The sequence below is a fragment of the Alcaligenes sp. 13f genome (assembly GCF_020496585.1).
Classification (GTDB): Bacteria; Pseudomonadota; Gammaproteobacteria; order Burkholderiales; family Burkholderiaceae_B; genus Alcaligenes; species Alcaligenes phenolicus.
Map to the genome: position 1 here is coordinate 212,318 of NZ_JAHKKC010000007.1, position 11,545 is coordinate 223,862.

Below are 11,545 nucleotides of genomic sequence, written 5' to 3' on the forward strand. Positions count from 1 at the left end.
GGGTTCTGACTATGCGACGTTCAACCGTTTTCGCGCTTGTCGGCGCGGTGCTCTTGCTATCTGCAACTAGTGCGATGGCTGCCGGGGTCGATTTGGCGCAGAGCAACACGTCTATGAACAGCCTTCTGCGGCTGATTCAGAACGCTTCAAACCAATGGGCACCGCGCCTGCATGACTACGCCTTGTGGCTCTTGGGATGCCTTGCCGTCATCCAGTTAGTTTGGACTTTTGCTCCTTTGGTCATACGCGGAGCTGAACTGGGCGACATCCTCCATGAGCTGGTGAAATTCATCCTCGTGATAGGGTTCTTCTATGCGATGCTCGATCACGCGACCGAGTGGGGCGGGGCCATCGTCAACAGCTTCCGGCAGGCCGGGGCGCACGCGGCAGGGTTGGGTAGTGCGGAGCTGATGCCGGGGGATATGTTCTCAACTGCTGTGGACTTTTCACGGCAGGTGCTGACGGCAGGTGTTTCGATGTTCAGCCCAATCACATCGGTTGTAGTGGCCGTATCTGCATTGATCGTCCTGATGTGTTTCACGTTTATAGCGGCTCTGGTGTTCGTGACGCTCGTAGAGGCCTACGTCATCATCAATGCCGCCGTCCTGTTCATGGGTTTCGGTGGCTCTCAATGGACACGCGAATATGCACTGGCTCCCATTCGCTATGCCGTTGCGGTAGGTGCCAAGCTGTTTGTCCTGACTCTGATTGTGGGGCTGATCATGCAGGTTTCCGCAGAATGGTCGGCAGCCTACACCAACGACGAAGCGTCGTTGATGACCTTGGTTGGCCTGTCTTTGGTGTGCGCCTACCTGACCAAAACTATCCCTGAATTGATCGGCGGCATGATTAACGGCACGTCGATGGGCGGCGGCTCCGCAATTGGGGGCATGGCCGCAGCCGGTGCAGCCGGTGCGGCGGCCGCAATCGCTACTGTTGCAACAGCTGGGGCAGCAGCCCCGGCTGCTGGAGCACTAGGGGCCGCGGGAACTGGCGGAGGCGCTGCCAGTGCCGCGGGTGGTGGACTGGCCTCCGCATTGAACGCCAGCATGGCAGGCGGCAGTACCGCAGGGGGCATCGGTGGTGCGACGGGCGTCGGCAGCGCTGGAATTGGCGCAAGCACAGGAGGGGGCAGCGGTGCGACCGCAAAGGCCGCAGGTTCTCGCGTCGGGGGTGGCGCCGCGTCAGGATCGGCGAATCCAGTGTCGGCGGCCGCTTCGCCTGCTAGCCAACAATCAGGTAGCGGCTTGAAACAAGCCGCCAAACAGGCCGGAAAAGCTGCGAAGGGTGGTGACGACGATATGGGTCAGCAAGCCGTCGCGCAGCAACGGCAGATGACACCAAAAGAAGGGACTGGCGGCAACGGCAAGGCTGTTGCGCAGGGCGCAGAGGTGGCCACACGGGCGCTTGGCGTGCTGGGCGCTATCAGCGTACCCGGCATGGAAAGCTCCCACGGGCTTTCGCTCGGGGGCACCGGATCTCCCCCTCCTGTCCCCGGCAGTGACAGTCCAGCGCCTGATGACGGCGCTGAGCCGATTGCACAAGCGGAATCCAACATTATTCGTCCGGCATCGGACACCACTAGCACCGGAGACGTCGGCGCGCTCAATGTGCCCGGCATGGCTTCTAGTGTTAACTCTCAATCGGAGACGTAATCATGATGAACGATATATTTTTTGGCCTGATAATGCTCGGCGGCTTTTTTGTTCTCGGTATTGGTATGTGGGCGCTTGGCCAATGGCTGCGACGCAAAGGCTTCGGCCCGCAGCTCGATGCCCTGGATAAGCAGTACACGGCACTACAGCATCGTGTGAACCGATTGGCTCTGCCTGCTGCTGCGCATTTGTACGGCGGCATGGGTATGCTTAATCGCATGCCACTTTTCGGCAGCAAGAATCAGGTGGTACTGGTAGAGCGTGTGAGAATGGCCATCCTTCAGATGGAAGAGGAAGAACGGCAGCGAGGCAGGGTCATCAATCGCTGACGAGCACAGCCAGTTCCATCGCCCACAACCCCGCCTAAGTGCGGGGTTTTGTTTTCCTGCCACAGCTTCTCCGTCTATTACACACCGCAAAAACGGCCTGTATCGCTCTGTGAGAAGCTTTCACACATGACAGCCATGAACCTATTCCGACACTGAAAAAACGCCACCAAGGCCCATACGATTGGGATTCTGCACGCTTTCGCTGGCCGTTAGAGGCCTTATGTCGGTTTTGGCCCTGCCCTTCCCTTTTTGGTGCCTGATCGTCTTTTTGCCGGTTTCAACGGCTCGACCAGGTGCTGCGACCGGTGGGTAATCCACGGAACTAGCCGCGTCGGCGACGGCAGGCCCGCCCTACCTTTTTTGGTGCCCAACGGCCGTAGGCCGACCAAGAGCAGCAAGCGATGAGCTGCGCCATCAAGGCGCGGCACTTAGCGCGCATGCTAGAGATTCTTGGAGAATCTTGGATGGAATTTGCGAACGGCCCGCAAAGGCCCGCTGTTGCTGGGTTTTCAGAAACTGGCCGGGTACTGTTAAACAGGGGGAGCAGCGTTACGGTCGGATGCCTTGGGTCGCCCGATTTCCCATTTGCCCTTAGCGTACTCGTCCAGCCTCCAACCCACGGCAGCAAGCTCGGCCAGCGCCTTGGGGCGGAGCGAACGCCTTTCATGCGGGAGGGGAGCTGCCGCGAAGCGGTGGGACCCCCGCAGGGGGCCACGCTTTTGGATCGTGGCGTGATTTCGCACGAATAGGAGTTCCGAACTAACGGATGGGGCCATCGACTTATGCACAGGCAAAAGGGTTTTAAACAGTTTTATATATAGTTTTAAAAGATTTAGCGTAAAAAGAAGGAAATTTAATCTTTTAATTCAATGAATTACGCGCGATGCCAGTTCCTAATAGACGGATACCGGTTCCTAATAGACGGCGAAATGGTTCCTAATAGACGGTTTCAGGTTCCTAATAGACACTCTATCCACAGCGTGGCGGGTTGTTACCACTTTGTCCGCCAACTGTCCGTCAATCAAAATAAAAAAAGCCCGCAACGGGGCTCTTTTGCGATCTCACTCACCGTCTATTAGGAACCGCCCAGCGGTTCCGACGAGGAATTGCGGTGCCTCATGACCAGTAGAGGGCCATCCTTCCCCGCTTCTTCGCACAAGGCATATTCAGGCAGGTCATCGGCTTTGATGATCCCGCGAAGGAAGAAACAGAATTTTTTGAACGAGCCACCGCTTCCACTGCGTTCGTAAAGGGTCTTGAAAGCCCATTTAGCGCTATCCCTGCCTGCGGCACGGCGAGCCAGTCGGTAGATAAAGCGTCCTATGCCCGGCTCGATCAGGAAGTAGTCCCGATGTACTGTAAGTACCTCCGGCCGCTTGCCCTCGGTGACTTCTCGATAAATCCACTCCGGGGCTTCAATCTCGACAGAACTTATCTTCTTGGTGTCCGTGCGTGACAGAACACGATAGCGCGCGATCAGCCCCTCGGCTTCGGTTGTCCGGAACTTGCCGCTTTCGCGCACTGTCTTGATGGTAGTACCCCGCAACCGATCTAGCGCGGCTTCCACTCCCTGAACCTGACTACTACCGTTACCACGTCTGGCAAATCTGAGGATGTCGCTAACATGCAGCCGAAACACTCTCCCCGGCTTGCCACCCTTTCCTTCTCGATAGCGGTTCATAGCTTCGGTCAAGTGAGACACCATCATCAGCACAATGTCGTAGTCCCAAACGGAGGCCATTCCGTGCGCTCCTGCGGACACTTCCACGTATCCATCCGGCAGGTCATAGCGGATCAGTTCTCCGGCTCGCTTGTCCTTCTTGGACAAACGGAACACGGCCACATCCATGACGCTGCGATTGTCGCGGCCGCCCACGTCATAAAGGCTGGGCACAAAAAAATCTGGCTGGGCGTCGCCTTGTGGAGGCCTGCGGACAAGTGACAACGCATTGTCCCGCTCTTTCGCCCTTTCCATCTGTTCATGCACGGTCGAGACGTTAGACGGTCTACCGCGTTCAGCAGCCGCAGTTCGGTCACTGTTCCGCTTCCTGATATTTTCAAGGCGTTCCAGTAGCCCGCCAGAGTCGCCTATTACCGCGCCTATGGGCTTGAGACCGCTGTTTCGGCTACTCATGCGTGCGGCCCAACCGGTGCCGTATTAAGCCCAGTACAGGCGGTCTATTCGTAAATGTCGCCTGCAAATCGGTCGCCACAATTCAGGCGCCCATTCCGGGACGAGGGGCCGAGCCGGAATATTTGCATGCATCAATCCATGCCTCGACCTCGGCTAAATCCCACACGACCTTGCGGCTACTAAGTGCGATGCGCTGAGGAAATTTCCCCTGCTTTTCGAAGTTGTAGATCGTGCGCTCGCACAGTGGAATCATCTCTAGCAGCTGCTTTTTGCTAATGAGAACTTTACGCGCTCTCCTTAATTCTCTTTCCACACCGAATACCTCATTTTGTCATCATCTGAGGTTTAATTATTGCTACACAATGCCGGTGATTTCCAGCATTTAACCACACATTTTTTCAATTAAATCAATAACTTAATGTCCGTAAATTCACGGTTTGACGGACAAACTTGATAACGCAAACCGCTGTTTTTATTAGGTTTAAAATAGGCGCTGAAAGCCAATTTATTGCGTCCGGAAATTCATACATTTTACGGACAAAAAAAATGCCCACCGAAGTGGGCATTTCGCGACAAAATGCAGATCTCAAGGCTCCGAATCAGTCCTTGAGGCGGGGCTTCCTGATTGTCCACTCATCGATCATGTCCGCCCAATCCTGAAGCATTGCCCGGCGCTGATCGCGGTACTCGGCCTTGTTGTAGACGGCGCGAACCCCCTTCTGTTCGTGCGCAAGGCACTTCTCGATCCAGTCAGTGTTATAGCCCGCCTCATGTAGAAGCGTGCTGGCTGTGCGCCGCAGGTCGTGCGGTCCGAACTTGCCAAGCGACTGCCCTTCCTTCTGGGCCAGACGATAGGTCAGCGTGAGCACCTGATTGAGCGTCGCGCTGCTCATCGGCAAGTCCGAGTCATAGCGCGATGGCAGCACGTACTCCGAGCCGCCCGCGAAGGTTTTCAGAGCTATGAAAATGTCGAGCGCCTGCCTAGACAGGAACACCAAATGGGGGTTGCGGCGTTTCATCCGCTCCTTGGGGATTGTCCAAAGCGCTTCGGTGAAATTGATCTCGCTCCACGTTGCGTTAGTCAGTTCGCTTTTGCGTACCATCGTCAGCAACAGCAGCTTGGCAGCCGCTCGAATTGAAGGTGTGGTGCCGATACGCTCCATGTACTGGTACATCAAGCCGATTTCATCGGGCGTCAGTGCTCGATCTCGCGGCTCGAACTTGGCGATGGTCGAGGGGCGCACCAGATCGGCCGGGTTCTCGACCTTCTGGCCGCGCTCGATGGCCCAGCGGTAGACCTGCAAGACGATCTCTCGCGAATGCACCGCTGTTGCCGGTGCGCCTCGTTCTACGATGACGTCTGTCAGCGCTCGCAAGTCCTCATGGGTAATTTCTATCAGTTTCGAGTTGCCAAATTTCGGCTTTAACTCGCGTTCGTAGACGGAGCGGCGCATGTCTCGGGTATTGGGCGCCATCTGATAGCCGCGCAACCATTTCTCGGCCCACGCGCCGAATGTCTCTGCATCCTTGACGCGGGCTTTGTCCCGCGCCTTCTCCTTGGCTGGAGATTTCCCTGCGGCGATCATCTTCTTGGCTTCGCCCAGCAGTTCGCGGGCTTCCGCTAGCGTGATCCCTCCGACACCGTAACGGCCGAAGGTGATGGTCTCCTGCCTGCCGTGGATCGAGTAGTTGTAGCGGAATGAAATCGACCCCGCAGGCGTGATGGCCACGTAGAGGCCGTCACGGTCATTCACTTTATAGAGCTTGTCCTTTGGCTTGAGGTTGCGCAGCTTGGTATCAGTCAGCATGGTCGGGTTGGGTTTCCTCTCAAAAATACCATGCTCAAAAAGCCCCCGCACCCTCAAAAAAAATTCTTTCAGGACAATGGGTTACATAAATTCGATACCATGAACGCCCCATCAAAGGCGGCATGGTATCGAGTGCCGAACATGGCATCAGGTTCAAATCGTACCATGTACCATGCCATAAAAACGGGGTGCTTGGCGATACGAAAATTTGCCAGATAGTGCCACACCAAGAACGAAAAAAGCCCGCAATTACGCGGGCTTAGAGGTGTTTTAATGCTCTTTGGTGCCAGTCTATGCCGGACGCGGGATCATTCCCACTCAATCGTCGCTGGCGGCTTGCTGCTAACGTCGTACGTCACACGGTTAATGCCACGCACTTCATTGATGATGCGGCCAGAGGTACGCTTCAACAACGAGTATGGCAGTTCAGCCCAGTCAGCCGTCATGAAGTCTGTTGTCTGCACGGCACGCATGGCAACAACGTACTCATAAGTACGTGCATCGCCCATCACGCCTACGCTTTTCACTGGCAGGAAGACGGTGAAGGCCTGGGAAGTCAGGTCGTACCAGTTCTTGCCGGTTTCTTCGTCAATCGTATTGCGCAGTTCTTCGATAAAGATAGCATCAGCTTGACGCAGCAAATCTGCGTATTCGCGCTTGATTTCACCCAGAATACGGACACCCAAGCCTGGGCCTGGGAAGGGGTGACGGTAGACCATTGCTGGTGGCAAGCCCAGGGCTACGCCCAGTTTGCGCACTTCGTCCTTGAACAATTCACGCAGGGGTTCCAGCAGCTTCAGGTTCAGTGTGTCTGGCAGGCCGCCCACGTTGTGGTGGGATTTGATGCCAGTGGCTTTGCCGGACTTGGCGGCGGCGGATTCGATTACGTCCGGGTAGATTGTGCCTTGGGCCAACCAGCGGGCGTTGCTGAGTTTGGCGGCTTCTTCCTGGAAGATTTCCACGAATTCACGGCCAATGATCTTGCGCTTGGCTTCTGGATCGGTAACACCGGCCAGTTTGCCCAGGAAGCGGTCGGAAGCGTCGATATGGATGATCTTCAAACCCATATTGTCGGCGAAGGTGCTCATGACTTGCTGGGCTTCATTCAGACGCAGCAGGCCGTGGTCCACGAATACGCAGGTCAGCTTGTCGCCGATAGCCTGGTGGATCAGAGCGGCAGCGACGGAGGAATCCACACCGCCGGACAGAGCCAGAATAACTTCTTCGTCGCCGACTTGTTCGCGGATATTGGCGATAGCCTCTTGCACGTAGTCCGGCATGTTCCAATCGCCCACGCAGCCGCAGATGTCGCGCACAAAGCGCTCGAACAAGGCGCCGCCTTGAACGGTGTGGGTGACTTCGGGGTGGAACTGAACCGCGTAGAAGCCGCGATCTTCATCAGCCATACCGGCGATGGGGCATGTAGGCGTGGAAGCCATCAGCTTGAAGCCGGGAGGCAAGGCGGTAACTTTGTCGCCGTGGCTCATCCAGACTTTGAGCATGCCGTGGCCTTCTGCCGTAGCGAAATCCTGGATACCATCGAGCAGCTTGGTGTGGCCATGGGCGCGGACTTCGGCGTAACCGAATTCACGCTTGTCCGAACCTTCGGTAACGCCGCCCAGTTGGCGGGCCATGGCTTGCATGCCGTAGCAAATGCCCAGAACGGGTACGCCGGCTTCAAACGCGGCGGCAGGAACTTGCAGAGCGTCTTCGGCGTAGACCGAGGCGTGGCTGCCCGACAGAATGATCCCTTTCAGGCCTTCTTGGGAACGGATGAATTCATCGCTGACATCACCGGGGTGAATTTCACAGTACGCACCGGCTTCGCGTACGCGACGCGCAATAAGCTGGGTGACCTGGGAGCCGTAATCAAGAATCAGAATTCGCTGGTGCATGAAAGTATCGAGCCAATAATAAAGCGGTAAAGGATCTATTTTACGCTGTGTAGCGCCGCTTAGGGAGTCGCAGAAATACTCCAGGCCGAAATTGTCCTGCATCACTGGCATTCATGCGGCAAGGCAGCTACAGTACATGCAGCCATTTTGGGAGTTTCAGCATGTCTTCGAGTCGTACCCCTCGTCCGAGCGAACTTAATGAACACCAGGAATCCCGACCTGCACAGGCCACACAACAACAAGGCGGCGGTAGCTATATCCCTGCTCCCGGCCCCTCCGGTGCCCGCTCGCACAGCTTTGCCTATGAATGTCAGGAAGATACGGACGAAGTCTCCGACAGCCTGACCTTTGTGCTGGTTCACGGTGCTTGGCACGGTGGCTGGTGCTGGTCCAGACTGGCTGCCCGGCTACGGGCCAAGGGGCATAAAGTCTATACCCCCACACTGACAGGCCTGGGCGAACGCAGCCACTTGCTTAGTGCGGACATCACCCTGAACACCTTTGTAGATGATGTCGCTAATTTGATACGTTGGGAGGAACTCTCCAACGTGGTTCTGGTGGGCCACAGCTTTGGAGGACTGGTCATTAGCGGCGTCGCCGACGTCATGCCGCGCTGCATTCAACAACTGATTTACCTGGACGCCTTTATCCTGCCCAGCGGCACCAGCACCTTCGACACCCTGCCAGAAAAGATTGTCGACAGCATGGTGGCCTCTGCTGGGAAAAGCGCCATTCCTGCCGTCCCCCCTCCTCCACTGAGTGCACTGGGCCTGCATGCCACAGAAGATCTACACTTTGTCGGTAACCGCCTGACGCCACAGCCGCTTAGCGTCTACCGCTCTTCCCTGCGCTTACAGAACCCCGTCATCGGCAATGGCCGCCCTTGCTCCTATATCTCCTGCATACAACCCACTTTCAGAGGGGTTGATACCTCACGTGAATGGGCCCGTCAGCAGAAAGACTGGGAATTCCGTGAGTTGGAAAGTGGGCACTGCGCGTTGATGACACACCCCGACATGCTGGCCCGGCTTTTACTGGAGCTAGCGGACTAAACTGCGTCGCCCGCGCTGTCTTTAGAGCGATAAAACTCTCTGGGAGTGACCCCAAAATGCCGCCGGAACACGGCGGCATATGCGCTTTGACTGGCATAACCGTGTTGTAAAGCCACTTGCACAATAGGCTCACCGGCTGCCAAGCCCTCCAAAGACCCCAGCAAGCGAGCGAATTGACGCCATTGCCCAAAGCTGATGCCGGTATGGCGACGAAACAGGCGGTGGAAAGTTTTGACGCTCATGGCCAGTTGCCTGGCCCAGGCATCTGCATCTCTATCATCATCGGGGCTAGCCTCCAGATGTCGACACACCAATAGCAAGCGCGGCTCTTCGGGCCAGGGCAGATGAAACGGCAATACAGGCAACTCGCGCAGTTCATCCAGCAATAAACGCATCAAGCGGCCATCGCGACTGTCTTGCGCATACACCAAAGGAATTCGGCTGGCCTCCAGAATCAGCTCCCGTAGCAAAGGGCTGACATCCAGCACGCAGTTACGCGCCGGCAAGCCCGGAGCAGCATCCTCATCCACAAAGATCGTGCGCATTTTGACCTGCCCGCGCATGCGAACCGTATGAGGACGACCCGGTTGCAGCCAAACGCCACGGCTAGGAGGAACCACCCAGCGCCCTTCCTGGGCATCAATCACCATCACCCCTTGCACGGCGTACAAGAACTGCGCACGTACATGCTGATGTTCGTGAATAAGATGGCCGTCCGGATAGTCTGCTGCCAAACCACTAATAGGCATCTTGGCCAGCTCAACCGGAATATGAATAAGAGGATCAAGCACAAGCTGTCCCATTTGCGCTAATTCAAGTCAGTTTAGCGAAAGACAGGCAAGTCGGTCTACAGCGAGCATACGTCTTCCTTATTGATGGATGCTTCCAATGCGCAACTATGCTTATCCGCTGGTGACCATGCTGTTGTGGTCCGGCAATGTCATTGTTTCCAAAATGGCGCACGGCCTGATCGCCGCACCTGCCATGAGTTTTTATCGAGTCGTGCTGGCGCTGGCCATCATGAGCCTGTTTGCCGCTCGCCCTGTCTGGCGACACTGGCACTCGATCCGTCCTCAACTACCCAAACTGCTATTTCTGGGATTTCTGAGTATGGCGTTTTATCAATGCCTGTCTTATTGGGCAGCAGCCAGCACCAGTGCCACCAATATGGCCGTGATTACCGCGTTAACACCCTTACTAACCTTGTTGACCACACGATTGCTGCTACCAGGCTCCGGACCTCGCGGCATGCTGCCCGGCGCTTTGCTGGCTTTGTTTGGAACCGTCTGGTTGATTAGCGGTGGCCATCCCCTGCAACTGCTCAGCCAAGGGGTCCGCTCTGGCGACCTACTGATGCTGACAGCAGCATTGAGCTATGCCTTTTACAGCGTCTTTTTGAAGAAATGGCATATTACTGTGCCAGCCTGGCAATCAACCTATCTGCAAGCTTGGGGCGCCTTGATCACCCTGCTGCCCGTCTTCCTCTGGCTGCCAGCTGAACAAACTCAATTGAATGCACAGACCGTCCCCCTGATCCTGTATGCAGGTATCCTAGCCTCCGTCCTGCTGCCCTACTGCTGGATCCAAGGCATTGCTCACTTGGGCCCAGCCCGATGCAGCCTGTTCCTGAATATCCTGCCCTTCATGACCGCCATGCTGGCCATCCCATTGCTGGGCGAACAACTGGGCGCACACCATGTGAGCGGCGGACTGCTAACCCTGGCGGGGGTGATCCTGGCTCAATGGCCGCCTCAACAATGGCTGTTCAAAACCAAAACAGCCCCTGCTAAATAAGAAATATGGGAGTTTTATATTCAACTCCTGATATGAAATGATTTTCCAGCTATCCGCCACTAATTTGTGAGCTAACGAGTGACGAACTAATGAACTGAATAGCTGAATAGCTGAATAGCACTCTTAGGGTAAGCGCACCCCGCAGTATCCAAAGCAAGGCGTCCCGTCATAAACGGGGCGCTTTTTATTATTTAGAGTTCTCTGCATTCCCATCCCTCCCACCTCATAAAGAGTCGCTCCCTGAATGAAATAAGGGCTACACAGCACCAGCCAAGGTGGAAATAGCAAAGGCTGAGATAGCAGTAGTTACTGCTATTGCTATTGCTGTTGCTGTTGCTGTTGCTGTTGCTGTTGCTGTTGCTGTTGCTGTTGCTGTTGCTGTGATCTTGATGGTGGCGGTGACGATGACGGTGACGATGACGATGACGATGACGGTGACGGTGACGGTGACGGTGACGGTGACGGTGACGGTGACGGTGACGGTGACGGTGACGGTGACGGTGACGGCAGTGATTGTGTAAAGCCCTGACCAAACAGCCAACACACCCACAAAAATCCTAAGTGCAAGATACAGGCACGGCTATATATTTCTCGATCTGGTGCGACACGTAGATGTCGTTCTGCGTCGGTTCAACCCTTGAGAACCGAACGACCTACTCTTCCAAGGAGCAGGTTCAGGGTACTAATCACAGTTATCAAACAGCGCACCATGGTGCCTGACACAAGTCAAAAGACCCAGCCTTGGCTGGCGTCTCAAACGACAGAAACACTTCTACGGAAGAGACTCTGCCTTACGGCGACGTTTATCAAACGCTCGTCCGTATTCTTACGCCCCCTAGACTGCCCAACAGGGTAACTAGACACTCCAAACCCGAGTA

General features: G+C 55.8%; 10 protein-coding genes and 1 pseudogene. 5 read left to right on the top strand and 6 right to left on the bottom strand.

The annotated features are described in order from the left end of the window. The first annotated feature begins 11 nt into the window (after nt 1-11). Complete coding sequence (gene trbL, locus KOE80_RS08455; protein ID WP_156865777.1) at nt 12-1,655, top strand: P-type conjugative transfer protein TrbL; 1,644 nt, start codon at nt 12-14, stop codon at nt 1,653-1,655. 2 nt (nt 1,656-1,657) lie between these two features. Continuing rightward, nucleotides 1,658-1,984 carry a hypothetical protein gene (locus KOE80_RS08460; protein WP_156865776.1) on the top strand — a complete coding sequence of 109 codons (327 nt, stop codon included), beginning with the start codon at nt 1,658-1,660 and terminating at the stop codon, nt 1,982-1,984. A gap of 530 nt (nt 1,985-2,514) precedes the next feature. Here the strand turns inward: KOE80_RS08460 and repC are convergent. The 5 genes and pseudogenes from repC to guaA all read right to left on the bottom strand — a co-directional run. Then, nucleotides 2,515-2,637, bottom strand: a pseudogene (gene repC, locus KOE80_RS20540) (replication protein C, IncQ-type); the annotation flags it as partial. A gap of 422 nt (nt 2,638-3,059) precedes the next feature. Continuing rightward, the gene (locus tag KOE80_RS08470; RefSeq protein WP_156865775.1) at nt 3,060-4,118 is read right to left on the bottom strand and encodes a replication initiator protein A; all 1,059 of its coding nucleotides are present in this window, start codon (nt 4,116-4,118) and stop codon (nt 3,060-3,062) included. An 82-nt stretch (nt 4,119-4,200) separates the two neighbouring features. After that, entirely contained in the window at nt 4,201-4,431 is a 231-nt protein-coding gene (locus tag KOE80_RS08475) for a helix-turn-helix transcriptional regulator (protein WP_226348890.1), read from the bottom strand. 286 nt (nt 4,432-4,717) lie between these two features. Next, the gene (locus tag KOE80_RS08480) at nt 4,718-5,926 is read right to left on the bottom strand and encodes a tyrosine-type recombinase/integrase (protein ID WP_021241845.1); all 1,209 of its coding nucleotides are present in this window, start codon (nt 5,924-5,926) and stop codon (nt 4,718-4,720) included. A 308-nt stretch (nt 5,927-6,234) separates the two neighbouring features. Then, nucleotides 6,235-7,821, bottom strand: a complete 1,587-nt coding sequence (gene guaA / locus KOE80_RS08485; RefSeq protein WP_035268796.1) for a glutamine-hydrolyzing GMP synthase — start codon at nt 7,819-7,821, stop codon at nt 6,235-6,237. A gap of 161 nt (nt 7,822-7,982) precedes the next feature. Between guaA and KOE80_RS08490 the strand changes: the two genes are divergently transcribed. Continuing rightward, nucleotides 7,983-8,873, top strand: a complete 891-nt coding sequence (locus tag KOE80_RS08490) for an alpha/beta fold hydrolase (RefSeq protein ID WP_088452648.1) — start codon at nt 7,983-7,985, stop codon at nt 8,871-8,873. Here the strand turns inward: KOE80_RS08490 and KOE80_RS08495 are convergent. Continuing rightward, nucleotides 8,870-9,676, bottom strand: a complete 807-nt coding sequence (locus KOE80_RS08495) for an AraC family transcriptional regulator (RefSeq protein WP_203144833.1) — start codon at nt 9,674-9,676, stop codon at nt 8,870-8,872. The two genes, KOE80_RS08490 and KOE80_RS08495, sit on opposite strands and share 4 nt — an antisense overlap. Before the next feature lie 85 nt (nt 9,677-9,761). Here KOE80_RS08495 and KOE80_RS08500 point away from each other — a divergent pair, with 85 nt between their 5' ends. Both KOE80_RS08500 and KOE80_RS08505 read left to right on the top strand, forming a co-directional pair. Continuing rightward, on the top strand, nt 9,762-10,667 hold the full coding sequence (locus tag KOE80_RS08500) for a DMT family transporter (RefSeq protein WP_226348891.1): 906 nt from the start codon (nt 9,762-9,764) through the stop codon (nt 10,665-10,667). A gap of 275 nt (nt 10,668-10,942) precedes the next feature. Further along, a complete protein-coding gene (locus tag KOE80_RS08505; RefSeq protein ID WP_226348892.1) occupies nt 10,943-11,188 on the top strand; it encodes a hypothetical protein in 246 nt (81 codons plus the stop codon). The last annotated feature ends 357 nt before the right edge of the window (nt 11,189-11,545 follow it).

Coding starts and splice junctions, on each gene's coding strand:
- trbL (WP_156865777.1), top strand. CDS start 12: ATGCGACGTTCAACCGTTTTCGCGCTTGTCGGCGCGGTGCTCTTGCTA.
- KOE80_RS08460 (WP_156865776.1), top strand. CDS start 1,658: ATGATGAACGATATATTTTTTGGCCTGATAATGCTCGGCGGCTTTTTT.
- KOE80_RS08470 (WP_156865775.1), bottom strand. CDS start 4,118: ATGAGTAGCCGAAACAGCGGTCTCAAGCCCATAGGCGCGGTAATAGGC.
- KOE80_RS08480 (WP_021241845.1), bottom strand. CDS start 5,926: ATGCTGACTGATACCAAGCTGCGCAACCTCAAGCCAAAGGACAAGCTC.
- guaA (WP_035268796.1), bottom strand. CDS start 7,821: ATGCACCAGCGAATTCTGATTCTTGATTACGGCTCCCAGGTCACCCAG.
- KOE80_RS08490 (WP_088452648.1), top strand. CDS start 7,983: ATGTCTTCGAGTCGTACCCCTCGTCCGAGCGAACTTAATGAACACCAG.
- KOE80_RS08495 (WP_203144833.1), bottom strand. CDS start 9,676: ATGGGACAGCTTGTGCTTGATCCTCTTATTCATATTCCGGTTGAGCTG.
- KOE80_RS08500 (WP_226348891.1), top strand. CDS start 9,762: ATGCGCAACTATGCTTATCCGCTGGTGACCATGCTGTTGTGGTCCGGC.